Raw genomic sequence first — 25,068 nt, forward strand, 5'->3', positions numbered from 1 at the left:
GAACCAATCTACGAACTACATGCTTTGGCAACTTTTCTGGACAATTATATTAGTGCTATTAAACGGATTCTTTGTTGCGGCAGAATTTGCCATTGTTAAAGTACGTTCTTCTCAAATCAACAGTAAAGGTGGAGTAGCCAGTAAAAGGGCCACTGCAGCCGCTAAAAGCGTGTTAAGTAACCTGGATGGTTATCTGGCCGCTACTCAGTTAGGTATTACCCTGGCCTCCCTCGGTTTGGGTTGGGTTGGAGAATCCGTAATGACAGCCATCGTGCTGCAGGCAATGGAGAAACTGGGGATCACCGCTATTTCCGCCGCTGCCGTACACTGGATATCTGTTACAATTGCATTTACCATTATTACCATATTACATATTGTTTTCGGGGAGCTGGCGCCTAAATCAATGGCCATCCGTAAACCGCTGCCTACCACATTGGCCGTAGCCATCCCGCTGCGCGCCCTGTTCGTCATCTTCCGCCCCTTTATCTGGATGCTCAACGGCTTGGCCAACAGTATTCTCCGGATGATCGGCATCAAGCCTGCCGGTGAGTCAGAAATTCACTCTGAAGAAGAACTGAAACTGATCATTTCTGAAAGCCAGGAAGGCGGCGCCATCGAAGAAACAGAACGGGAGCTGATCCAGAACGTATTTGAATTTGACGACAGCCGCGTAAAGGAAATCCTCACCCATCGCAAAGATATTTCAGCTCTCGATATTAACCTGCCCCTGGATCAACTCATTGACCAGGTGATCAAAGACGGCTATTCCCGGTATCCCGTATACAGCGGTTCCCTCGATGAACTGAAAGGCGTGGTATATACAAAAGACGTGGTGAAAGGTGTGCACGAAAAAACGCTGCAGAACCTGAAGGATATCATGAAGCCGGTATTTTATGTACCGGATAGCATGAAAATAAAAGATCTGCTGCGTACTTTCCAGGGCCAACGCCTGCAAATGGCGGTGGTGACCAATGAATTCGGAGATACCGAAGGTATTGTTACGATGGAAGATATCCTGGAAGAACTGGTAGGAGATATACAGGATGAACATGACCATGAAGCGCCCATCGTAGAACAGAAGGATGATAACTTCATTGTAGACGCACATGAATACCTGGCAGATATCAATGAATTACTACCTTATCCGCTGCCAGAGAGCGAACATTATGAAACACTTTCCGGTTTAATTAATTATATACACGGAAATATTCCCCGCGAAGGTGAGGTGATCATGATTGAAAATTATGAAGTACTGATCCTGAAAATGTTCCGTAGTTCTGTTGAGAAAGCAAGACTCAAACTGATCCGATAAAATATTTTTATGGAGAAGAAAATCCTCCACGTCCTGGAAGGACGTGAAAAGCACATTACCGATACAGAGGTAGTGCGGCAATCACTGCCCACTATGCAGTTCCGCTTTGCCAATCCCTTTATTGTAGTGCATCATATGCCTGCAAAGTATTTTGCTCCCGGGTCTCCGGAAGACAGGCTCCATCCGCATCCGCACCGCGGTTTTGCACCGGTTACCTTTATGTTGCAGGGACAGGGCTATCACCGCGATAATGCCGGCAATGCCATGACAGTGACCGGTGGCGATGTACAATGGATGTTTGCCGGCAGGGGTATCCTTCACAGCGAAGGCCCCTCCACCGAATTTCTCGAAAAAGGAGGCAACTACGAACTACTGCAGTTATGGTTTAATGTACCCGCTGCCCATAAGGGTGAAGCACCCTGGTACCAATACATAAAAGGCACAGAAATGCCACCGGTAGCCGTGAAAGATGGTGTACACCTGACACTCATCAGCGGTGAGTATGAAAATAAAAATGGTCCGTTAAAAAATTTTACACCTATTACTGCGATCTGGGGCAATGTGGAAGCTGGTAAAGAAGTAACGTTGACGGCTACACGGGGGTACTGGACTTTGCTGTATGTAATTGACGGCGGTTTAAAAGTGAATGGTGCAGTAGTAAGTGGCTATCACCTGGTAGTTTTTGATAAGGAAGATGAACAGTCAGATGTTCATATAGAAGCGCTTGAAAATACCCGCCTGTTGTATCTTTCTGCAGAACCTATCAATGAACCGGTAGCTGCAAAAGATAATTTCGTGATGAATACATCTGAAGAAATTGATCAGGCCATGGAAGACTATAAAAATGGTTTATTCGGCACACTGGAAAAATAATCATACAATTTATGGGGAGAAGTATCATTACTTCTCCCCATAATCATTCACCACACTACACAGTATCTTTTCGCTGTCTCCAGGTAGTATCTGTTTTCTTCTTATCTTTTTTATGATGTCTCATTGTAGTATCCAGCGGTTTTGGTGGAAATGTATCCTGCTGGAAAATCTCAATGTTGTTATGTTTTACCGGAGCAGCCTGCGCAGCACGATCCGGATCTCCCTTAAAGAAAATAAACAGGGTGAGTATGGCCATTAGACCAATAGTGGCTGGAAGGTTTTTCATATAGTTAAGATTTATGTTCAGGACTATAAATGCAGATATCATGCTCCATTTTATCTGCAGTACCCAATTTTTTATAACCACCTGAGCATTCTTCAGTTGTCTCTCTTTTTTAAGGCTGTTACCGTTTGAGGAACACCATTTTATTGTGGACATTGTCCGACAATCAGTGGAAACAGGGTAACATTCCTGTCCGTGACCGGCGCCCCGGATGGGGAAAGGAGTGAGGCACTGCTTTTGTGGCGCATTGGATATTGTTCACCAAAATATTTTCTTATGAAAGGTACCAGAAGTGAAAATACCCGGCAGAGTAAACAGCAACATTTCTCCAATATGCCCAAACCTGAAATCAGGGATAACCTCGACAGCCGGAAAAATGAAGAACAGGATTTCAAGGGTAAAGATATTACCCATAACAGCAAAGACACAAAAGAGCATAAGCACAAAAAACATTAACCAAAAGCTTCCCGGGGAGCCATTTCCCGGGAAGCTTTTTACATTACTTCTGCACGATTAAAGTAGGAATAAATATGAGGAATGATAAAATGATCCTGGCAGGTTTCCTGGCAGCCACTATTTTCCTGGCCTGCAACAGCCCTATGCAGAACAAGAAAGAGCAGGCAGCGCATGATTCCGCTAATGCCCCGCCAAAGTCACCGGATACAGGTGAGCTTAAAACCATGCAACGGGATACCACCTACGGCGACTATCGTATCAGTATTATTACCCGTGGCAATGGTTATATGCGCGACCTGGTTCTGGCCATTGGCAGTAAAAAAGATACTACAGCGGCAGATAGCATTACGGAGAAGGATATAAAGGGACAATTGAAAGATGTAATGCTAGCGGATCTTGATGGAAATGGTCAACCGGAAATCTATTTCGCGATGCTGTCTGAAGGTACCGGCAAATATGGAAAAATCTACGCATTCGACCTGAGAAGGCCCGTTTCCCGTATCAATACCAATTCCATTGATACTATGCAGCAAGTGGCTTACCGCGGACAGGACACATTTTATATTAAGGGAAAAAATCTCGTGCGTACTTTCCCTGCTTTCCGGGAAGGAGATCCTGATGCATTGACAGCCAACACCAAAGGCATCATTTTATACGATCTCAGGAAAGAAAAAGATACGTTGAAGTTGCTGCCCGTAAAGTGAGCAGAAGGCATAACGCAAAAAGCCCTTGGTGCGGATGACTATAGCAAAGATTTACGTATCTGCTTTGATCATTCGCTTCAAGGGCTTTTCGCGTTATGCTTATTTCTTATAATTAATTCCTTCTTTATCCCAACGCGCATAGAAAAACTGTAATGCCTGCTGAAACCGGGTAAAGTCCTTATTAGCAGGTGCACTCCAGCCGTCTTCGGCATAAGCCGCCAGTCTTGGAAATACCTGGTGGTTCATTGTCTTTACATCTGGTATCCATTCTCCCCACATCTGACACCCGGTACCCAATATTTTTGAATAGTATGTAGGATCCAGTCCGGCAGGAATCGGATCAAAGCTATAGGCTTTTTCCAGCGATATTTCGTTGTAGTCATAGTCGAGGTAAGTGGAAGCGTGGTAAGAATTCACCACATCATATCCTTTGGAAACGGCCTCCGTGATCAGTTTTAATTCTCCTTTCCAGAACTGAACAATGGTGCCTGGCGCCAGTTTCTCTGTAGCAGACGCATCTTTGCTATCGGTAAATTCATGCAGCTTGCTGCCCATGATTTCATTCCAGCCAGCCATGCGGCGACCTTTTTTGGACAGGTATACTGAAATATTATTGGTGAAGAAAATCTGCAGGTCGGCAGGAGAGGCCAGCTTGTGTGCGGCCATATAGGATTGTACACCGGGATCTGCTTTCCACTGATCATATTTCACCTCGTCACCGCCAATATGTATCACTTTGGAAGGGAACAGTGCGCTTACCTCATCCAGTACATCCTGCAGGAAGCCGGTTACCTTTGGGCTTGTTACGTTAAAAACATCGTAATGCACCCCAAATGTGCCCGGAACCTTTATAGGTGTCTCCCTGGTACCTAACCACGGATAGGCAGCGATAGCGGCGCTGGAATGCCCCGGCATTTCTATTTCCGGCACAATAGTGATGTGCCTGTCCGACGCATATTTGATAATCGCTTTGATCTGCTCCTGGGTATAAAAACCTTCATGTACTTTCCCATCAAAATTTTTGCTGTTCCAGGTACCAATCTGGGTAGAATCACGTTTTCCACCCACTGTGGTGAGCAGCGGATATTTTTTGATTTCAATACGCCAGCCCTGGTCATCGGTCAGGTGCCAGTGAAAAACATTCATTTTCAGAAGCGCCATTTCGTCCAGTAAATGCTTTACCGTTTCACCGCCTTTGAAGTAGCGGCCTTCGTCCAGCATGAATGCTCTCCAGGGAAAGCGCGGTTTATCTTTTACGGAAACGGCATCTATCGTATAGGTATTGCCGTTAGCGGCAATCAGCTGACGCAGGGATTGGATACCATAAAAAATACCGGCGTTGGTGGCGGCAGTAATGGTGATGCTGCCAGGGGTTACGAGTAGCTGATAACCTTCTGTACCTAATTCCTGCTTCAGTTTTTCGTTTAAGGTTAAACGGATAAAATCACTTTTAGCAGCAGGTTTGAGTGAGAGGGAGAGTCCATATGTTTCCTGCAATGTCTGTTGCAGTTGGTTGGCCTCGCCGGCGCTCTTGCCTGGAATGATGGCAGTGGCGCCGGATAAAGTGAAGGTGCCGGATAATGTTTTTACTTCCGATGGCTGTGGAATAATATTGATGGCTTGCAGCCGCATAGTACCTACTGATAGCAGTAACATGAAGGCACTGGCCAGGGTGTTGCTTAGTTTTGACATACGCAGATTTTAATTGTTCACTTGTTTAAGGTGAGAAAATACAAATAAAATCCCGTGATTTTAAAAAAGCTACGCTAATGCTATTTGTTCCCTGGAAATCGAAATATCAGTGATGGCCTCAGAATAAAATACTGGTGGCACATTTTTCAGCGGTAACAGGCAGTCTACAGCTTCCTTGTCGGTACTGCGGAACCAGCGCTGCTGCGTTTTTGTTTTATCGATAAAATAGAGCTTCCCTAATTTATAGCGGAAGCTGTCTTCTTTATAAATACTGCTCATTTCCACAATCACTTCCAGCTGATGTTCGTCATCTGTTTTGTGATACGCATATACATATTTACCATCGCTGCCTTCGCTGAGCTTCCATCCTTTTTGCTCCATGTACCTGTTCAGGATATCGCTTTCCATGGAAATATCCTCGAAGTCGTGTACCAGCGTGGTATAGGCCTGCTGAGGAGGGAGCGCAGCCACCGGTCTTTCCAATTGAGGAAAGACCGGTATAATCTGCAACGTTGAAAATTTCTGCTTCCATTGCTGCAGGGTAGGTGCATCCAGGTAAACAGGATGGAGTATCCGTATTGAAGCATTTTCCGGGAGCGTAATGGCGGTATCTACTAATGTCAGCAGGGTACCATCTTCCCGGCAATAGAATGTGGTGATCAGTTGTTCCTGCTCATCAAAGAGGCCCCATGCTATGCGGGTAGCGAATACAAACATGACAGGGTGCTGTAGAAAGAGTTGCTGCCATTGAGCAGTACTCCACTTTCTTTGAATTACCAGGAAGTGCTCCATGCGGAGAGATTGCAACTTCACAATTTCCGCCACTTCTTTGGTAAGTGCTTTGAATGATTCCCTTACTTCACTGGAAGTGGCTGCTGGTATAGCTTTTAAGTGACGGTTGTTGTCGTTGAGATAAGCAGGCTTGAAGTTGCTATCTAAAAATGCGCGGTAAACATCCTGCTTTACTTCAAAATATTTAAACCGGCCATTGAAACCGAAATCAGGTATGATCCGGTCGCCAAGTTCATGAATACTGAGGCCCATTTCTGTAGCCGTATTTTGCAGGGCTGCCAATGCGGCTGCGCCTACATTTGATTTACGGATACGATATCTGCGTGACAGGAATTCCACCTCTCGTAAAGCAGGGGCGCTACCCTGAAGCGCCAGGGCGGCTACACCGTGTTCGGCCATCTTAAGGCGTTTGGTATCTATCCAGTATTGAATGGCACTGCGCAGGTTTGTTGCCAGCACATCATCGCCCACCAGGGCAGCTAATGTCATCAGGTACTTGAATTTTGCATCGCCTCCCTGATTCATATAAACCTGAAACAGGTGTGCTGCAAAAGCCCCGCTGCTGGAGCGGTCGATCAAGCGAAGGAGCGGTTTTGCTTCTACGTCAGCGCGAATTTCGGTGACACGCCCCATCCGGTACATCAGGAAACGCACCATATCAGTGGAGAGCATGTCGCCATTCAACAGGTAGAGCGGAGGCAGGGCGCTGTCGTCCAGCCATTTTTCGGCTGGTTTGGAAAGCTTGCTTCTTTTTTTTGCATAGGCTACCAACTCTCTTACAACGGCCATGTCATCTTCACCGGTAATAGTATGGTGCCCCAGCGTTTCCAGCATCAGATCACGTGCATCATCGTTTACTTCTTTCTGTAATATTTGTTGCAGCAGTGTTAATGCATGCGGATTATTGAGTCTGCAAAGAATCTGCACACCGGTAAGACGTTGATCTGCTTTTGAACTTAATAATAGTTCTGCTGCCTTTTCCAGTGCCAGCGGATGCTCTGCCAGAACAACGGCAACGAGCGTACGAACAGATTTCAGCTTGTGGAGGGTAAACGGCCATAGCTGATCTATGTAAAGGGAGTTAGGTAACCGGGTCAGTGCCGGCAATACAACTTTTGCATCGTAATCATTCTCCAGCGCATTCATTAATAAGGATACGGCGCCTTCCCCGAGTTCATCTGCCAGCAGCTGGAAAGTATCCGGGTGCAGGTAGCGTTTTTCAGAAAGGTAACTATCCAGGGAGTGGAGCAGGTTTTGACGGTCATTCTGTAATAAGGCACGAACCGCCAATAGGCCTGATGGGATGATGTCAGGTATCCATTGGCCTGTTACCAGTGATCCGGTTAATGCGCGGTCATCCATGCCTGTCTTTGGCAGATCCAGGTAATCATAGGCTGTTTTTACCAGCCTTTGATGATATTTTTCCGGGAGATGATTAGCCAGTAGATGATAGCCTTGTAGGGCGGCGGCATAATCCGGTAGTAAGGAGGCTCTGTCAGTAGCTTTTTCGATTAATGATTCATATTTCTGCAGATTGTTTTGCAGTAATACTTTGGATAGTTCGTGCTGGTCGGGCAGATTGCCGGTTTGCAGCAGGATGTTTTCCAGGTAGTCCATTTCACGTTCCGGATGTGCTTTGGAAAGGAGACGGTAGAACAGGGAATTCCAGTTTTTTTGTTTCCATGTAACGAGGTAGGCATCGATCACATGTCTTTCTGCGCTTTTGATCAGGTCCTGTAAAAATTTGCGCAGGGGCGTAAATTTTAGTGGCGCCAGGTCAAAGTTGTTGCCATCACTGGAATAGCTGATCAGCTGGGATCCGATTTCTTCCGGTGTGCAGCCTCTTTGTTGCAGGAAGCTGGTGAAATAGCTGAATCGTAGTACAATAGAAGAGGAGGTGCCTGGCATGTCCATCATAGGAACGATCCTCGTCAAAAAAGCATGTTTGCAGACCTTCCAGGTGTTGGGTGCTGCGATGAGTTGTAATACCAGGCGGTCATTGTCGTTCCAATGTTCCGGTACCTGTAGTAATTGAATAAATAATCCGAGTGTGGTGGCGTCTTCGTCTGAGTTAAATACGGGTGGTTGAAGTGTTTGCCCTGTAAGGAAATCTACCCCGGTCCGTATAGGTTCATTGTTTTCATAGATAGTCAAGTTCAGTCTTTCAAGCAGAGGTAGTATGTCTTCCTTTTTGTACGGCATAAGGTATAAATAGATTCATTTATTTTTTCAGCACAATATCTTCTTTTGCGGCCCATTGTGCAACATCCTGTTTGCTCAATGCCATGGCCATCATATCCGGGAATTTATCCGGTGAACAGGCAAATACGGGTATTCCCAGGTTGGCGAGAAACTGTGCATTTTCATGATCATAGCTTGGTGCGCCATCATCGTTCAGTGCCAGTAATACGATTACCTGCACACCTGCTGCCGCCAGGTCGGTAAAGCGTTTACGCATGTTTTTTTCATCGCCTCCTTCAAAAAGGTCTGTGATCAGTACCAGTACGGTGTCGGTGGGCCTGCTGATAATTTGTCCACAATATTTCAATGCGGCATTAATATCAGTGCCACCGCCCAGCTGGACGCCAAACAACAGTTCTACCGGGTCCTGTAATTCTTCCGTAAGATCGGCAACGGCGGTGTCAAAAACAACCATTTGTGTTTTTAAGGCAGGGATAGATGCCATGACCGCTCCGAAGATGCCGGAATATACCACAGAGGTCCCCATAGAGCCGCTCTGGTCCAGGCATAGCACTACTTCTTTGAGCGCTGACCTTTTACGGCCGTACCCAATCAGTGTTTCCGGGATAATAGTTTTGTAGGCAGGTTGATAGTGTTGCAGATTTTTCTGGATAGTCAGGTGCCAGTTCACTTCGTTATGACGGGGGCGCCTGTTGCGTACGCTGCGGTTTAAACTGCCACTGATGGCCTGTTGAGTAGGTTGCGACAATTTTTTCAGCAGATCGTCCACCACCTTTCTGACTACCTGCCGGGCTGTGTCTTTGGTCTTTTCCGGAATGACCCGGCTCAATGTCATGAGGGTAGCTACCAGGTGTACATCGGCTTCCACATTTTCCAGCATCTCTTTTTCAAAGAGCATTTGAGTGAGGTTGAGCCGCTTCAGCGCATCCTGTTGCATCACCTGTACTACGGAGGAAGGGAAGTAACTGCGGATGTCGCCCAGCCACCGGCTCACATTAGGTGAGGAGGGGCCTAAGCCACCCTGCCGGGTGTTGTCGTACAACGCTTCCAGTGTTTTGTCTACCTGCAGGTCCGTTTTATTCAACGAAAAGGCGGTACCATCATTCTGGGCTCCACCCAGCACGAGCCGCCACCTGCGAACCTGTTCTTCATGCTCCATCTGCTAACAATTTTGAGTCATTCAATCCCAGCATTTGCATCACTACCGGAATACCTTTGGCACCGCGATCATTGTCGATGCCTCCTATGGTAGCGGCTTTTATGCTGGTGCCGCTGCCACCGTTCTTTACTTTGTCGCCCAGTTTTTTTCGTTCCGGGCCGGTAAAGTTAGAAAAGGTGCGGCGTAATAACGGCAATACCTGTATGAAAATATCATTTTCCAGCTGAGAAACCCAGTTATGTACCATTCCCCATAGCTCTTCATCGAGCAGCAGCAAGGTGCCACTGCCTCTCAGGAAGCCTTCCAGCCAGGCGGCTGCCAGCGATGGTGGGTTGGCGATGGACATGGATACACTAAAGGCCTTGCTGAGCGCTTCTCCTGTGATCACTTTGGCATCGAACAACAAACGGGTAGCGTATCCGGCTATCATGGGTGCAGACTGCTCATTGCGGGATATCGCCAACAGCGTTTGCTGCCAGGAGCTGTCAAGGTCTTTGTCCTGCAACAGGCTGATAGCATCATTCATGGCGTAGAAAAGATCCAGTAATGCCAGTGCCGCGTCTTCGGCTACGGAAGTACAGGCAGCGGGTAAACTGATACAGATACGGCCAATCATGCTTTCGGTGATATCATTTACGAGGGCCGCATCCGTTTTACGTACATTGCCATACCGGCTGATATTTACGAGGGATGGAATAACTTCCATCAGCTGCAATACATCTCCGGAAGCTGCCGCCAGGTTGTTGATACGATGAATCAGCACTTCCACAATGGCCGGAAGTTCCGCCGGTATAGCTGATTCCAGCATTTTACATACCTGCTGCAGGGTGCTGGTATTTTCGGCGCTATGGGTTACATAGCGGGTGGTAGCTTCCGCCACCGTATTCCCCCAGCTGCCTTTTTCGATGATGTCTATTGAAAAAGCAGGATCCCATTGTAGTCGCCACTGCTCCTTAAAAGTACCTTTACCAGCTATCTCGGCACGTTTGCCCCAATAGATCTCCAGTAATTGCAGCCGGTGCAGAAAAATACTTCTTTCCTGATCAGTATCCTTGCGCAAATCCAGTACATAGTCTTTGAAATCCGCTGTTTGTGGTAGCCGCAGTTTCTTCTGCCATTTGGCAATATCTGTTTGCAGTGGAGGAGTGGGAACCTCTACAGGCACTTTCCCGATGCGGTTACGTACAATGAGTTCGTCCCGAATGAGCTGCATGAGGATACTCTCTCCGTTACACAATACACTGAGAGTAGCTTCATTCAGCTCTTCCAGTCCGGGGCGGGAATAGTGCCGTAAGGATGCCAGGGAGTTGGCTAACCGTACCGCTTCCATTACGTGTGCTACGGAGGTATCCTGTTGTTGCTCCCTGAAAAGTTTTGCTACCAGCGCCATCCAGCGGGTGCCATCATCGTTGGGGTATTCCCAGATATGTTCATACCATCCTGGTGAGGGAATGCCGGCGCCATAACCGCTCTCGTAACTTAAACGGCTATACGTCCATGGTATCCAGGTGCATTCCACTTTTGCTTTAGGCAATCCTTTCAGGAGGTCGTTATCTTCTTTTTGTTTCGGCATGTTCTGCAGTGCCGGCGCATGCCAGGCGCCACATATCACGGCAATCCGCTGGAACATCTCTTTTTCAGCCAAACGGATACATTTGCGCATCCATGCTTCCCGGAGTTGTTCCCGGTGATCTTCTCTGCGTGGCAATTCTTCCCGGAGGGCCTGCATGGCATCGTTCACCGCTTCAAACACGGATGCCTGTGCCAGGCGATATTCAAACATATGTTCCCACCATCTTTCTCCGTCATCATAACCAGCTGCCGCGGCCAGGTGTGAAATAGGATCACGCTGGGGGATAAACGAAGTTTCAGGTGCTGTTGTAAAAACTTCTTCGTTGTCATTGTGTGCATTGTTATGGTAGCGGGAAGGAGTGCCGAGGAATACATTATTTAATGTAATAAAGGGAGTATCGGTTGTATCGCCTTCAGGAACTTCACCTGGTCCTTCTCCTGCTGCCTTCTCTGCTGCTTTTGCCACAGCCTCATTTTCCATTCCGAATACATGTGCCAATGGAAGATCCATGAAGCGGGCATGTATACGATGTTGCTTTGCATATAACATGGCCTGCCACTCCGGCGAAAAGGCCGCGAACGGATAGAAGCAGGCTTTCTGCGGACTATCCGGCTGATAGGCAAGGATGGCTACCGGAGGCTGCAAATCCTCGTGGCCTGCCCATTGCAGTAAAACATCTGCTTCCGGTGGTCCTTCTATCAGCACAATATCCGGTTGCAGCTCTTCCAGAAAAGCTTTTACATTCCTGGCAGAACCAGGTCCGTGGTGCCGGATACCTAAAATATGTACAGACATATGTAGCGCTTAATCGTAAAATAAACTTGTTTTCTGAGATTGGTATCTTCAGAAATTAAATAATTACAAATTGCTGATTATCAATTTATATGAAATAGCTAGTTGGTAATAAGCAATAAATGGAAACGACTAATTTATGCTGCAGCAGGTTATCTGTCTGCATCACCTTCATTTCTGTCTTCCTTATTCGTCAACGGCTATTCATTTTGTCATCATCAACTCATGATGGATACATTTTTCAACACTTCCAGGTACCAACCTTTACCCGCTAAACTAAATCCCTGCAGGCCCGGTACACATCTTTCCAGTCTTCCCGGGTTTTCACCACCGTTTCCAGGTATTCCTGCCATACCAGTTTATCCTGCACCGGATCTTTCACCACCGCGCCGATGATACCGGCGGCCAGATCTGCTGCATTCAGCCTTCCATCACCAAAATAAGCAGCCAGGGCTAACCCATTGTTAACCACGGAAATAGCTTCTGCTGTACTCAACGTGCTACCAGGAGATTTTAGTTTTGTTTTACCGTCCAGGGTCACACCGTTACGTAGTTCGCGGAAGATGGTAACGATGCGGCGGATTTCTTCCAGCGCAGGTTTTTCTGCAGGGAGTTCCATCACTTTTTCGAAGCTTTCCACCCGTCTTCTCACAATATCAATTTCTTCTTCCATAGAATCAGGTACGGGCAGTATAACGGTATTGAACCTACGTTTTAGTGCACTGGATAATTCGTTCACCCCTTTGTCACGGTTATTGGCGGTGGCAATCACATTGAATCCTTTAGTAGCCTGTACTTCTGTATTCAGTTCCGGGATAGGCAGGGTTTTTTCAGACAGAATGGTAATCAGGGTATCCTGCACATCGGCGCCTATACGCGTCAACTCTTCTATTCTGACTACTTTACCATCCTGCATGGCCCGCATCACCGGCGTTTCCACTAATGCATTTTTAGACGGTCCTTCTGCGAGGAGACGGGCATAGTTCCAGCCATAGCGGATACTTTCTTCACTGGTACCAGCGGTACCTTGTATAATCATGGTGGAATCACCGCTGATGCCGGCTGCCAGGTGTTCACTCACCCAGCTTTTGGCGGTACCGGGCAAACCATATAACAATAGCGCGCGATCTGTTGCGAGGGTAGCCACGGCAATTTCCATCAGGCGTCTGCTGCCAATATATTTAGGAGTTACTTCAAAACCATTTTTCAGTTTGCCGCCTATCAGGTAGGTGACTACAGACTGGGGAGATAACAACCAGTTATGCGGGCGCTTTTCGGAGTCCTGCTTTTTCAGTTCTTCCAGCTCTTCTGCAAAAAGCTGTTCGGCATGATAACGTAAAATGTCTGACATGGGATGTTGATTTAGCTTTTAGCTGTTGGCCTTTAGTTGTTGGTAAGGGGCTTCAGCTGTTAATATTATTTGTTGAAACTCCCTGGTAGCTGGCTTTTAGCCTGTAAGAGCCGGCCCAGGTGAACTTTTATATTATTCCAGTATCCTACATGATAAGATTCCGTTGGCACAATATCATCGAGCGTAGCAGTGATGGCTACGGGTATCTGCCGGATCACATTATTCATGAACAGCTGGTTATAGGTATAAGGTTGTGTGGCCGCATACCGCATTATCCTGGTACACAAAGGCACACTCCATTCCTCCGGGTTGTTGCTGGCATATTTGATGATCGTTTCCGGGTGTTCATCAAAGAATTTCTCACTGAGTTGCTGTTGCTGATCCGTGGGCAGCATCGGAATGATATCAATAAAGAATGTTTCACTGTACTGCATAAACGTAATGGCCCGTTGCCGGTCCTCAAACCAGGTAATGGCTTGTACCAGCGCCGGTACGAAGGGTTGCAGTGTTTCATATTGTCCGAACAGCCTCATTACTTCTGCAGTAGAGCGCCCGAAATGGGTTTCCCAGCGGGAGGGATGTACCAGGCTGACTAACTGATAGAGGATATGTGTTTCGTCTGATACCTTTTTATTATTGCTGAGTTTTTCGATACCACTCTGAAAAATACGGTCATCTTTTAAGTCCGGCAGGGCGATCACTACATGGCCATCATCCTGCAGCTGTATTGCGCCGGCTAATACCTGCCAGTATTGTTCATGTAGGGAAGAGCCGGGTAGTTTTTTCAGCAGGCGGATGACGGTTTCTTTCACCTGCTTGCTTTTTTCACTTAGCAAAGATTCCAGCCATTCAATGTCTGTTTCATGGGGTGGCTGTTCCAGCACTGTCAGCAACTCTGTTTTTACAGTAGCGCTTTCTTTGGACCAGGTTTGCTCCAGCCAGGTGCGGGCCATAACGGGATCGGTTGCACGTAATTCTTTCAATGCTTCCACCCGTTGTGCGGTAGCACCATTTTCCCATCTGTCTTCCAGTGTTTCTGCTACGCGGGAAAAGTTCCAGTCGGGGTTAAATTGCCCCAGCCACTCAGCGCGATGACCACCGGCAGCAGCAGTGAGTACCCGTAGGGATTTATTGCGCCATGCTTTGTCCAGCATCACCGGCAACTGCGCAGGAGGCAGCAGCAGGTTTGCTTTGGTGCAGTATTCCAGCCATAGTTGCAGCAGTTGTATGCTGTCTGTTTCCAGTACCGGTTGCAATACGCGGATAGCTGCGGGCGGACAATAGGATTTGGTTTCTGCAGCACATACCGCTATGGGTTGAATGGCGGCGGTCACTGGTTGGGTACCACTTTGCCGGTAATTATAGACAACGGACGCCAGTTGCAGGAACTGCTCTTCTTTATCGGCTGATGCGTTGCCGAGGATTTGCTCCGCCGCCGCCTGCAGCATACCATTCAGACCCTGGCTGTCGGCCTGTTTTTTGGCGGTGCCCAGCAGGGCGGTATTGATGATATTATTCCAGCGCTCCATTATAATATTTTGTATTCATGTTCATGCCATACCCCGATTGGTTCATACTGCATTTCCCGGCCGGTTACGGCCATATGCAGCGGGGCACCTCCGCTGAGCGCCAGTAGTTTCCAGATATGCGGGAATCCTTTTTTTACCGGCATCAGTTGCTGCCGGCTATCCTGCAGCCACCATTGCTCCTGGTGCCATACTGGTGTGAGACCCGCAATCGTATATACCTGGTCGTTATACACCGGTAATACGGCGCTGATATCAGTTTGGGCAGATACCACTTCTTCCCATCCGGAAAAACCGCTGAAGGTATGATCCGGGGGAACTGTCATTTGTTGTTTGATAATGGCCCGGAGTGGTGCGGCAGAAGGGTAGTATACCAATTCTGCCTGGATGGTGGTGCCGGGAGTAATAGGATTGGCGATGGTGCTCTGGCCGCGTACAAAAAACTGCAGTATCAATGCACGGCGTTGTGTACGGATGCCGTATAGCCAATATCGTTCTACCACGAGACGGTCTTCCTCTGTGGTTTGTTTGCCCAGTACCCGCCAGGTGTCTGTAACACCGGTTTGTTCTTTCAGTTCTTCCTGTGCCTGTGCAAAACCAATCAGACTACGAACATCCTGCTGTAATGTTTCCGGCAGTTGGTCGAGGTGTTGATACCCCTGAATCACCAGGTAGATACGTATCAGCTGGTTCATGAAAATGGTTTGCCACCCTTCATGAAAGTAGCTGATATCGGCGAGTTCGCGCATCATGGCAGCCAGACCAGGGGCCTGGGCATCCACCATACGGCGAATCATATTTTCAAAGAAGGAGGGGTCTTTTTCAGGCAGGTCCATGATACCATTGCGTACCAGGTCTTTTATCCAGCGCAGTAGTTCCGCAGTACCATCGCTGACTTTCTGCTGCCTGGCCTGTTGTCTTTTAGCCTGGGCGGTGGCGTCTACCTGTTTTTCAGGTGCGTTGGCGGTTACTGCTTTTTTTTCTTCTCTCTCGGCACGTTTGGCTAACCATTCGCTGACCCAGGCCGGAGGTGTTTGTTCCGCAAAGGAGTCAGGCTGCCTGGAATATTGCAGTAACAGTCCCAATCCATGTTTGCAGGGAAACTTACGACTGGGGCAACTGCATTTGAATGCCATGTTACCGGTATCTATTTGTGTCTGGTATGGTTTGCTGCCGCTACCCTGGCATTCTCCCCATAACGCATTATCGCCAACGCCTTTACTGACCCATTTGGCCGGGTTGGCCAGGTCTTTCCCGGATTTACGGGAAGAGTCATCAGGCGCCATAGCAAGCACTTGTTCGTCGGATAGGTTCAATGGATTAACGATTTAAGGCACAAAGTAAATAATTCCATAAAATAAAAAACCAAATATCAAATAACACTACGCAGTGTATTTGGTATTTGGTTCAATATCTGGTATTTTTTATTGCTTAAAGAAAGCCCAGTTCCAGCTTTGCTTCTTCACTCATCATTTCTTTAGTCCAGGGTGGATCAAAAGTAAGGTGTACATCCACGTCAGAAACGCCTTCTATATTTCTTACTTTTTCATCTACTTCGCGGATAATATCTCCTGCCACCGGGCAACCGGGTGCAGTAAGGGTCATATCAATACCAATCCGGTTATTTTCCTTGATCTTGATTTCGTATACCAGCCCAAGTTCCATGATGTTCACCGGAATTTCCGGATCAAACACGGTTCTCAGCTGTGCTTCTATCAGTTCTCTTAATGTTGCTTCACTCATTGCTGGTTAATTTTTGCCTGGTAAGCGATGGAATACAGCTTCATTTGTTTCAGCATACTCAGTAACCCGTTGGAACGGGTAGGGGAGAGATGACTGCTCAAACCAATGGCGTCAATGAAATAGATATCTGCTGCTGCAATGTCCTTTGGTGTATGCCCGGAAAGTACATAAATCATCAGGCTGACCAGTCCTTTGGTGATGACTGCATCACTGTCGCCGGTAAAAAACAATTTCCCGTCTTTCAGTTCTGTATGCAGCCACACACGTGATTGACAGCCTTTGATCAGGTTGTCCGGTGTTTTAAATTCTTCTGCAATGAGTGGTAATTCCTTACCTAACTGGATGATATATTCATATTTATCTTCCCAGCTGCCCATCATCGAAAAATCCGATACTATTTCTTCCTGTATTTCCTGAATCGTCATATTCACCTGTTTACAAAAGCATGGAGGCGGCTCTTTTAATGCCGGCTACCAGTTTGTCTATTTCTTCCCTGGTATTATAAAAAGAGAGTGATGCACGAACGGTACCGGGGATCTTAAAGAGATCCATCAGCGGTTCGGTGCAGTGATGTCCTGTTCTTACAGCGATACCTTGCTGATCCAGCAGTTCGCCCATGTCAAACGGGTGAATGTTGTGTACCAGGAAGGAAATCGCACCACTTCTGTTGGCAGCATCCCCGATAAAGCGGATACCATCGATCTTACGCAGTTCCTGCATCGCATATTCCATCAGTTCTTCTTCCCACTGCTGGATGTTGGAGATGCCGGTCTTTTGTAAATATTCAATGGCAGTACCCAGCGCAATGGCGCCTGCGATATTAGGGGTACCAGCTTCGAATTTATAAGGTAATTCGTTATAGATCGTTTTCTCGAAAGTGACGGTCTTGATCATATCGCCACCACCCTGGTAAGGAGGCAGTTTATCCAGCCATTCCTTTTTGCCATAGAGCACACCGGTGCCGGTAGGTGCATAAATTTTATGGCCGGAAAATGCGAGGAAGTCTACGTCCAGGGCCTGTACATCAATACTGATATGTTGAATGGCCTGTGCGGCATCCAGCAGTACCGGTATATTTCGTGCATGCGCCAGCGTGATGATATCCTGTACCGGATTCACGGTACCCATCGTATTGGAAACGTAGGTAACGGCAACCATTTTCACGGAGTCGTCCAGCATGGCTTCGTAGGCATCCATCAGCAGTTCACCGCGCTCATTGATAGGGATTACCTTCAGTGTGGCGCCGTTTTCTTCACAAACAATCTGCCAGGGCACTATATTACTATGGTGTTCCATGGAAGAAATGATCACGCTGTCGCCTGCCTTCAGGAAACGACGGCCCATGGTATTGGCTACCAGGTTGATACCATCTGTAGTGCCTTTGGTAAAGATGACTTCGTGAGGATCTGCTGCGTTGATAAAGCCGGCTACGGTGATACGGGCTTTCTCGTATGCATTCGTTGCTACCTGGCTCAGGTGGTGTACACCCCGGTGCACATTGCTGTTATATTCTTCATAGTAGCGGGCTTCCGCTGCTATTACTACCTGCGGCTTCTGCGTGGTTGCTCCGTTGTCGAGGTATACCAGCTGTTTGCCATGTACCTGTTGCTGCAGAATAGGAAAATCCTTTCTGATCTGCGTTACATCCAGGCCGGCGGTCACTATGTTAGCAATATGTTCCATCGTAATTTTAGTTATTCATGATCTCCGCAATCTGCTCCTGCAGGTAATGTTGCAGGGCTGGTACCTTTATGGCATCTGTAATGTCATGAGAGAAGGCATTTACCATCAGTGCTTTTGCCGCATCTTCACCTATGCCACGGGAGCGCAGGTAAAACATGGACTCTTCGCTGAACTGACCGGCAGTAAAACCATGGCTGCATTTTACATCATCGGCATATATTTCCAGCTGTGGCTGTGAGTTAATATCTGCCTTGTTGCCCAGCAGCAGGTTATTGTTCTGCTGGAATGCATTTGTTTTCTGCGCTTCCTGGTGTACCAGGATTTTACCGGTGAATACGCCATTGGCATTATCCAGCAGTACGCCTTTGTACAGCTCATTACTGTTACAGTCAGGCATGATATGATCCATAAAAGTATGGTTATCTACATGCTGATGTTTGCTGGCAATATATAAACCGTTCAGATTAGTTTCAGTATGACTGCCATTCAGTGCCACGCTCAGGTTATTACGGGTGAACGGGGTATTGGGCAGGGTGAAATTAAAATGATGATAACGGCTGTCTTTGTGTTGTTGTGCAGCAGTGGTATGTACTTCGCGGAAGCTTTCTTCTCCCTGTTGTACATTATAATGCCACAGTTCTGCATTTTCCAGTATCACGGTTTCCAGTACACTGTTGGCAAAAGCCACGGCAGCAGTTTCCGGATGAACGGAGCTTTCGATAATCGTAGCGGCAGCGCTTCTGTTCAGCACCCATAAATGACGGGGTTGAATGACTGCGTGCGCTGTGCAGGAATATACGTGTACTATGTGTACTGGTTTGTCCAGTACGGTATTGGCAGCCAGTTCTATATACAAACCATCTGCGAAGAGGGCAGTATTTAACTGGGCCATTGATTCACCGGCCAGGTGTTTCTGTTCGTTGAAATACGTAACAAAACCAGGGGCAGTGGTGTTTGCGCTCATTGCGCCCACCGTGATGCCTTTACCTTCAGGCAGTGTAGACTGATCTGCCTGCAGGTGTCCGTTTACCAGTACTATACGGTAGCAATCCAGTTCAGGAATTGCTTTACTTTCTGCTACTGCGGCGGAAACCGGTGTAGCAGTGGTCAGCAATTCATATGGAAATTCTTTCAGATAGCGCTGAATATTCGTGTAGCGCCATGCTTCTGTTTTCAGCGTAGGAAGTCCTGTTGCTGTGAAGCGCTCCAGCGCCTTGCGGCGGATGTCGTGCAGTGCTGCAGTAGCAGGAGTGGATACCTGTGCAGACAGTGCATTTACATCTTCCGTTAACGCCTGGTAAAATGGCAATATCATATCGCTTGTCATAATTCGTTTTATACAGATTCTTTCAAATGTAATTCCTCTTTCAGCCAGTCATATCCTCTTTCTTCGAGTTCCAGTGCCAGTTCTTTGGTACCGGTCTTGATGATACGGCCATTGTATAATACATGCACAAAGTCAGGTATGATATACTCCAGCAGGCGTTGATAGTGAGTAATCACTACGAAGGATTTTTCTGCATCACGTAATTTGTTTACACCATTTGAAACAATACGCAGTGCATCGATATCCAATCCGGAATCTGTTTCATCCAATATTGCCAGCTGTGGATCCAGCATAGCCAGTTGGAAAATTTCGTTACGTTTCTTTTCGCCACCGCTGAATCCTTCGTTCAGAGAACGGTTCATCAGGTTGGAATGGAAATCTACCAGTTGTTGTTTTTCTTTGGTCAGCTTCAGGAACTCTCTTGCTTCGAGGGCAGGGAGACCTTTATACGCCCTGATTTCATTCAGTGCGGTTTTCATGAAGTTGAGGTTAGAAACACCGGGGATTTCTACAGGGTATTGAAAAGCCAGGAATACACCTTCACGGGCGCGATCTTCCGGAGCCATATCCAGCAGATTTTTGCCGTTGAACCATACCTCACCTTCGGTGACAGTATAGTTATCACGACCCGCCAAAACAGAAGCCAATGAGCTTTTGCCGGAACCGTTAGGTCCCATGATAGCGTGCATTTCTCCTTTGTTTATTTCGAGATTAATGCCTTTCAGAATTTTTTTCCCTTCTACTTCTGCGTGCAGATTTTTAATCGTCAGCATGTTTGTTTTTTTCGTTCTGTATGTATTAGTTGGATAATGAATTATCCAACGCTTCCTTCAAGTGTAATAGATAATAATTTCTGTGCTTCCACTGCAAATTCCATTGGCAGCTGGTTCAGTACTTCTTTCACATAACCGTTTACGATCAGGGCTACTGCTTTCTCGCTGTCGATACCACGTTGATTCAGGTAGAAGATCTGATCTTCTCCGATCTTGGAAGTGGTAGCTTCATGTTCGATCATCGCCGTTTTGTTCCTGGATTCGATATACGGGAACGTGTGAGATCCGCATTGGTTGCCGATTAGCAGGGAGTCGCACTGGGTGAAATTGCGGGCATTGTCTGCACGGGGACCAACGGATACCAGTCCGCGGTAACTGTTGTCGCCACGACCGGCAGAAATACCTTTGGAAATGATGCGGCTTTTGGTGCCTTTTCCGATATGGTGAATTTTGGTACCGGTGTCAGCAATCTGTTTGTTACGGACTACTGCTACGGAATAAAATTCGCCTTCAGAATAATCACCCTGCAGAATTACGCTGGGATATTTCCAGGTAATAGCAGAACCTGTTTCCACCTGTGTCCAGGAGATTTTGCTGGAAGTACCTTTGCAGATACCTCTCTTGGTCACGAAATTATAGATACCGCCTTTACCGTCTTTATCACCGGGATACCAGTTTTGTACGGTAGAATATTTTATTTCAGCCTGTTCCATGGCTACCAGTTCCACAACCGCAGCATGCAGTTGATTTTCATCACGCATAGGTGCTGTGCAACCTTCCAGGTAACTTACGTAGCTGTTGTCGTCTGCAATGATCAGGGTACGTTCAAACTGTCCGGTGTTCTGTGCATTGATACGGAAGTAAGTGCTCAGTTCCATCGGGCAACGAACGCCTTTCGGAATGTATACGAAAGAACCATCGGAGAATACGGCAGCGTTGAGCGCAGCAAAAATATTATCCGTATGAGGCACCACACTACCCAGGTATTTTTTTACCAGATCAGGATGTTCCTGCACCGCTTCACCGAAAGAGCAGAAAATTACGCCCATTTCTTTCAGTTTACCTTTGAAGGTGGTTGCCACAGAAACGCTGTCAAATACAGCATCTACTGCTACACCGGTCAGTGCTTTCTGTTCGTTCAGGGGAATACCCAGTTTTGCGAAAGTCGCCAGCAGTTCAGGATCTACTTCATCCAGGCTGTTGAGCGTTATTTTCTTTTTGGGTGCTGCATAATAAGAAAGTGCCTGCAGATCAAGCTTAGGCATTTCAAAATGCTGCCATTTGGGGAATTCCATTTTCTTAAATGCGGCAAATCCCTTCAGGCGCCACTCCAGCAGCCATTCAGGTTCATTCTTCTTCGCCGAAATAAAACGGATGATATCTTCATTCAGCCCGGGAGGAGCTATATCCATTTCAATATCGGTGCTAAAGCCAAACTCATACTCCTTATTGGCTATATCATCAATTATTTCGTTACTGTTGATCATACAAGTTTAAAATTTATACCCCGAAGCTTTCGCCGCAGCTACAGGTTCTGGTTGCGTTAGGATTGTTAAAGAAAAGGCCTTTGCCATTCAGTCCATCAGAAAAGTCCAACTCTGTACCATACAGGTACAACAGGCTTTTCATCTGTACCACTACTTTAATGCCTTTATCTTCAAATATCTGGTCGCCTTCCTCTTCTGTTGCTTCAAATTTCATCACATATTCGAGGCCTGAGCAGCCACCACCTTTTACGCCTACACGTACAAAGGTGCCCGGTGCATGATGCTCTCTTTCCATCAGCGCTTTGATATATTCTCCTGCTTTTTCTGAAACGGTTATCATACTCAGAATTTGTTTTGATTAGCTATCACCGGTTTCCCGGTGTGTTTCCACGATTTATCCTTCAATACCTGCTACCACATGCGATTTTGCCGCACACAGTAACTGCACCATCGTATCCAGTTTGTTTTTATAAAACGCAGTCAACCCGCGGGTTTGCGGATCATACAGGTTATCTTTTAAAATAGGCAGGGAATATGGTAATACCCATGCCCTTAAGGCCTTAGCCACTGCATCCATCGCATTAATACCCTGCATGGCCTGTGTGCCGTCTGCCCAGGAGAGCAAAGCTACAACCTTTCCTGTTAAATAAGGACGCTGGTTCTTACTGGTCATTTCCAGCCAGTCCAGGCAGTTTTTCATAGCACCTGTCATGCTGCCATGATATAATGGTGTCATCCATATATGAAGATCGGCCTTACAAAACGCTGCACACATCGCATCCACTGCCGGCGGTTTAAGCCCCGCTTCCTGTTGGGAAAAGAAGGGGATCTGTGTGTTACCCAGACTAAATATCTCGGGCGAAAACCCTTTTTCCTGTAATTTCTCCGTCAGATACACCGCCAACTGGTTAGAAGTGGCATAAGGACGGTCATCTATAGCACCATTAAATATCAGGACGTTCATTAATATCTAATATTTAGAGATTTAAGTGATTATGAGATTATGTTTTGATGGACTACCGCTCACAATCATCAAAATCCCAAAATCTTTTTTTTAGCTTTCACAAAAATACCGATATTTGATAATAAAACAAGTAATAACTTGGAAAATTATCCAATACGAACCAAGAATGCTGCCGAACGGTTTTTGACATTGCTCAAGACCCGGGGACCGCTGTCTGCAGCCGAACTGGCGAGTGAATTGGGTATTACCGGAGAAGGTGCCCGGCTTCAACTACTTAAACTGGCAGAAGAAGGTTTAGTGCACTCCGAAAGCACGTCCAGAGGCGTTGGACGCCCCGTTTTAATCTGGAGCCTCACCCCATTGGGCAATGCCCGTTTCCCGGATACACATACCGAACTCAGCCTGCAATTAATACAGACCATTAAAACTGTTTTAGGCAAGGAAGCGCTCGATAATGTAGTCAATGCAAGAGAAAAAAATCAGCTCGAAAAATACAGCAGCGCCCTGCAGGGTGTAAACGGCCTCGAAAACAGGCTGACTTCGTTTGCTGCCATCCGTTCCGGTGAAGGCTACCTGGCGGAATGGAAAAAGGAGGGAGACACTTACTTCTTCATAGAAAATCACTGCCCCATCTGTTGCGCTGCCTCTGAATGCGATAACATCTGTACCTCAGAAATGAGAACATTTGTCAGCATCCTGGGCGAGAAAATGAATGTTTCCCGTATGGAACATATCATCAACGGCGCCCGCCGTTGTGTTTACAAGATCGAAGCAGAATAATCCGTTACTTTAATATCAATACCAGCGTACCGGCAATAATCAGCCCGGCACCGATAGCCGTTTTCCAGGTAAGCGCTTCGTGCAGAAATACCGCTGCCAGTATAATGGTAAGCGCTACACTCAGTTTATCTACGGGCGCTACCTGTGATACCTTTCCGACCTGCAGTGCCTTGAAATAAAAAATCCAGGAACAACCCGTTGCCAGTCCGGACAATACCAGGAATAACATACTGTGTTTGGAAATCGCTCCGAAATTTTTGTACTCACCCCTCGCCAGCACAATCGCCCAGGCCATGATCAGGATGATCACCGTCCTGATGGCAGTGGCCAGGTTGGAAGGAATATCCGCTACCCCGATTTTCGCAAAAATAGCGGTGAGCGCTGCAAAACCAGCAGATAATAAAGCGTAAATCCACCACATAGCACAGCGTTTTGAGATTCTAAATTATAGATGGAAACTGTATACATTCTGTAGCGGCGATAACCGCTATATTATTTTGTATCCCAATATCTTCAGACTTCTTTCCACACCATCGAGTACTGCAATTTCAGGAAGATGTGCCCATTCTTTGAAACCTATGTCAGTAAATAGTTTCAGACTGGGTTGATTGTGCGCAAAAATAAATCCAAGCAGGGTTTGCACGCCAAACTGAGGCGCTACTTCAATCGCATGACGCAGTATTTGTTTGCCCAAACCTTTGCCACGGGCAGATTCATCTAAATAAATGCTGACTTCTACAGTGCCATTATAAGCAGGGCGGCCATAGAATGACTGAAAGCTCATCCAACCTATATTGTTCCCATCCAGATCAATCATCCACAACGGACGCAGGGCAGGGTTGTGTGCATGAAACCAGGACAATCGGCTCTCCGGCGTTACCGGACTGGTATCCGCCGTCACCATTCTGCCGGCGATAGTACTGTTATAAATTTCAACGATCCTTGGCAGATCTGATTCTGTAGCATGCCTGAATTCCAAACTCATGGTATATATTAATTAATAAATAGACTCGCGGGTATGTTCGTGCCTTAAACGGCTGTATAGCTCTGCATTCACAAATTTTCCTTTTTCAAAGAAAGCATCCCGTAAAAAGCCTTCATAATGAAAACCCAGCCTGGACAATAGTTTCGAAGACGGAATGTTCTCCGGATCCACAAAAGCCTCTATCCGGTTAAACTGTAACTCCTCATAACCGTATGTGAGCATAGCACCTATTGCCTCTTTCATAATACCTTTGCCCCAGAATGCCGGACGCAGATCGTAACCAATTTCAGCTTTGAAATGGGGCTTGTTGATCTTATGATATCCGCAGGTACCAATCAATTCATCTTTTCCTGCCAGGGTAATCGCCCAGCGCATACCTTCCTCATCTTCCAGGCTTTTCCGGAAGAATTGAATAATGTGGGTTGCCTCGCTGATATTTGAAAAAGAATCGATGTCCATATATTTTGTTACCGCATCATCTGAAAAGTGATGGAACAGGGTAGCAGTATCTTTTTCTTCTATAGGTCGCAATACCAGGTTGCCGGTACTTAAAACGGGTAAATGCATAATACTGTTGCCGGTTTAGGTTGAAGCAAAGCTAACAGATATTG

The 25,068-nt window shown here is 46.8% G+C and carries 24 protein-coding genes; 5 read left to right on the forward strand and 19 right to left on the reverse strand.

Going from position 1 to position 25,068, the window contains the following annotated elements:
• The first annotated feature begins 19 nt into the window (after window positions 1-19).
• Both AB4Z08_RS21675 and AB4Z08_RS21680 read left to right on the forward strand, forming a co-directional pair.
• Window positions 20-1,312, forward strand: a complete 1,293-nt coding sequence (locus tag AB4Z08_RS21675; RefSeq protein WP_441575875.1) for a hemolysin family protein — start codon at window positions 20-22, stop codon at window positions 1,310-1,312.
• Between the two features lie 9 nt (window positions 1,313-1,321).
• A complete protein-coding gene (locus AB4Z08_RS21680; RefSeq protein WP_441575876.1) occupies window positions 1,322-2,185 on the forward strand; it encodes a pirin family protein in 864 nt (287 codons plus the stop codon).
• Between the two features lie 55 nt (window positions 2,186-2,240).
• Here the strand turns inward: AB4Z08_RS21680 and AB4Z08_RS21685 are convergent, their stop codons facing one another.
• Window positions 2,241-2,471, reverse strand: coding sequence for a hypothetical protein (locus AB4Z08_RS21685; protein WP_441575877.1), 231 nt, complete (start codon window positions 2,469-2,471; stop codon window positions 2,241-2,243).
• A gap of 273 nt (window positions 2,472-2,744) precedes the next feature.
• Here AB4Z08_RS21685 and AB4Z08_RS21690 point away from each other — a divergent pair, with 273 nt between their 5' ends.
• A complete protein-coding gene (locus AB4Z08_RS21690; protein ID WP_441575878.1) occupies window positions 2,745-2,924 on the forward strand; it encodes a hypothetical protein in 180 nt (59 codons plus the stop codon).
• Between the two features lie 74 nt (window positions 2,925-2,998).
• Entirely contained in the window at window positions 2,999-3,628 is a 630-nt protein-coding gene (locus tag AB4Z08_RS21695) for a hypothetical protein (RefSeq protein ID WP_441575879.1), read from the forward strand.
• A gap of 99 nt (window positions 3,629-3,727) precedes the next feature.
• On the opposite strand, the gene AB4Z08_RS21700 is transcribed toward AB4Z08_RS21695, so the two are convergent.
• The 15 genes from AB4Z08_RS21700 to AB4Z08_RS21770 form a co-directional block, all read right to left on the reverse strand.
• Window positions 3,728-5,320: a beta-N-acetylhexosaminidase gene (locus tag AB4Z08_RS21700; RefSeq protein WP_441575880.1), complete on the reverse strand. Its 1,593-nt coding sequence runs from the start codon at window positions 5,318-5,320 to the stop codon at window positions 3,728-3,730.
• 69 nt (window positions 5,321-5,389) lie between these two features.
• The gene (locus AB4Z08_RS21705; RefSeq protein WP_441575881.1) at window positions 5,390-8,314 is read right to left on the reverse strand and encodes a DUF4132 domain-containing protein; all 2,925 of its coding nucleotides are present in this window, start codon (window positions 8,312-8,314) and stop codon (window positions 5,390-5,392) included.
• Between the two features lie 19 nt (window positions 8,315-8,333).
• Window positions 8,334-9,473, reverse strand: a complete 1,140-nt coding sequence (locus AB4Z08_RS21710) for a VWA domain-containing protein (RefSeq protein ID WP_441575882.1) — start codon at window positions 9,471-9,473, stop codon at window positions 8,334-8,336.
• A complete protein-coding gene (locus tag AB4Z08_RS21715) occupies window positions 9,463-11,841 on the reverse strand; it encodes a DUF5682 family protein (protein ID WP_441575883.1) in 2,379 nt (792 codons plus the stop codon). The genes AB4Z08_RS21710 and AB4Z08_RS21715 overlap by 11 nt, the downstream gene beginning before the upstream one ends.
• A gap of 268 nt (window positions 11,842-12,109) precedes the next feature.
• A complete protein-coding gene (locus AB4Z08_RS21720) occupies window positions 12,110-13,189 on the reverse strand; it encodes an ATP-binding protein (protein ID WP_441575884.1) in 1,080 nt (359 codons plus the stop codon).
• A gap of 65 nt (window positions 13,190-13,254) precedes the next feature.
• Window positions 13,255-14,718 (reverse strand): DUF5691 domain-containing protein, encoded by a 1,464-nt coding sequence (locus tag AB4Z08_RS21725; protein WP_441575885.1) that lies wholly within the window; start codon window positions 14,716-14,718, stop codon window positions 13,255-13,257.
• The gene (locus AB4Z08_RS21730; RefSeq protein ID WP_441575886.1) at window positions 14,718-16,031 is read right to left on the reverse strand and encodes an SWIM zinc finger family protein; all 1,314 of its coding nucleotides are present in this window, start codon (window positions 16,029-16,031) and stop codon (window positions 14,718-14,720) included. The genes AB4Z08_RS21725 and AB4Z08_RS21730 overlap by 1 nt, the downstream gene beginning before the upstream one ends.
• A gap of 115 nt (window positions 16,032-16,146) precedes the next feature.
• Window positions 16,147-16,458, reverse strand: a complete 312-nt coding sequence (locus tag AB4Z08_RS21735; RefSeq protein ID WP_441575887.1) for an iron-sulfur cluster assembly protein — start codon at window positions 16,456-16,458, stop codon at window positions 16,147-16,149.
• Window positions 16,455-16,883: a SufE family protein gene (locus AB4Z08_RS21740; RefSeq protein ID WP_441575888.1), complete on the reverse strand. Its 429-nt coding sequence runs from the start codon at window positions 16,881-16,883 to the stop codon at window positions 16,455-16,457. The genes AB4Z08_RS21735 and AB4Z08_RS21740 overlap by 4 nt, the downstream gene beginning before the upstream one ends.
• A 10-nt stretch (window positions 16,884-16,893) precedes the next feature.
• Window positions 16,894-18,141 carry an aminotransferase class V-fold PLP-dependent enzyme gene (locus tag AB4Z08_RS21745; protein WP_441575889.1) on the reverse strand — a complete coding sequence of 416 codons (1,248 nt, stop codon included), beginning with the start codon at window positions 18,139-18,141 and terminating at the stop codon, window positions 16,894-16,896.
• 7 nt (window positions 18,142-18,148) lie between these two features.
• Window positions 18,149-19,468, reverse strand: a complete 1,320-nt coding sequence (gene sufD / locus AB4Z08_RS21750) for a Fe-S cluster assembly protein SufD (RefSeq protein ID WP_441575890.1) — start codon at window positions 19,466-19,468, stop codon at window positions 18,149-18,151.
• A gap of 8 nt (window positions 19,469-19,476) precedes the next feature.
• Window positions 19,477-20,241 (reverse strand): Fe-S cluster assembly ATPase SufC, encoded by a 765-nt coding sequence (sufC, locus tag AB4Z08_RS21755; RefSeq protein ID WP_331963425.1) that lies wholly within the window; start codon window positions 20,239-20,241, stop codon window positions 19,477-19,479.
• A 41-nt stretch (window positions 20,242-20,282) separates the two neighbouring features.
• Window positions 20,283-21,728 carry a Fe-S cluster assembly protein SufB gene (sufB, locus tag AB4Z08_RS21760; protein WP_441575891.1) on the reverse strand — a complete coding sequence of 482 codons (1,446 nt, stop codon included), beginning with the start codon at window positions 21,726-21,728 and terminating at the stop codon, window positions 20,283-20,285.
• Window positions 21,729-21,741: 13 nt separating this feature from the next.
• The gene (locus AB4Z08_RS21765) at window positions 21,742-22,068 is read right to left on the reverse strand and encodes a HesB/IscA family protein (protein ID WP_133808162.1); all 327 of its coding nucleotides are present in this window, start codon (window positions 22,066-22,068) and stop codon (window positions 21,742-21,744) included.
• A gap of 54 nt (window positions 22,069-22,122) precedes the next feature.
• Window positions 22,123-22,692: an NADPH-dependent FMN reductase gene (locus tag AB4Z08_RS21770; protein ID WP_441575892.1), complete on the reverse strand. Its 570-nt coding sequence runs from the start codon at window positions 22,690-22,692 to the stop codon at window positions 22,123-22,125.
• Window positions 22,693-22,830: 138 nt separating this feature from the next.
• On the opposite strand from AB4Z08_RS21770, the gene AB4Z08_RS21775 reads away from it, so the two are divergent.
• A complete protein-coding gene (locus AB4Z08_RS21775; RefSeq protein WP_441575893.1) occupies window positions 22,831-23,472 on the forward strand; it encodes a helix-turn-helix transcriptional regulator in 642 nt (213 codons plus the stop codon).
• Between the two features lie 4 nt (window positions 23,473-23,476).
• Here AB4Z08_RS21775 and AB4Z08_RS21780 read toward each other — a convergent pair whose 3' ends face one another.
• From AB4Z08_RS21780 to AB4Z08_RS21790, 3 genes are all read right to left on the reverse strand, one after another.
• On the reverse strand, window positions 23,477-23,893 hold the full coding sequence (locus AB4Z08_RS21780) for an EamA family transporter (protein WP_133808158.1): 417 nt from the start codon (window positions 23,891-23,893) through the stop codon (window positions 23,477-23,479).
• A gap of 66 nt (window positions 23,894-23,959) precedes the next feature.
• Window positions 23,960-24,457, reverse strand: coding sequence for a GNAT family N-acetyltransferase (locus AB4Z08_RS21785; protein ID WP_441575894.1), 498 nt, complete (start codon window positions 24,455-24,457; stop codon window positions 23,960-23,962).
• A gap of 12 nt (window positions 24,458-24,469) precedes the next feature.
• Entirely contained in the window at window positions 24,470-25,024 is a 555-nt protein-coding gene (locus AB4Z08_RS21790; protein WP_441575895.1) for a GNAT family N-acetyltransferase, read from the reverse strand.
• Window positions 25,025-25,068 lie beyond the last annotated feature (44 nt).

It is taken from the genome of Chitinophaga sp. RAB17 (assembly GCF_052114225.1).
GTDB lineage: Bacteria > Bacteroidota > Bacteroidia > Chitinophagales > Chitinophagaceae > Chitinophaga.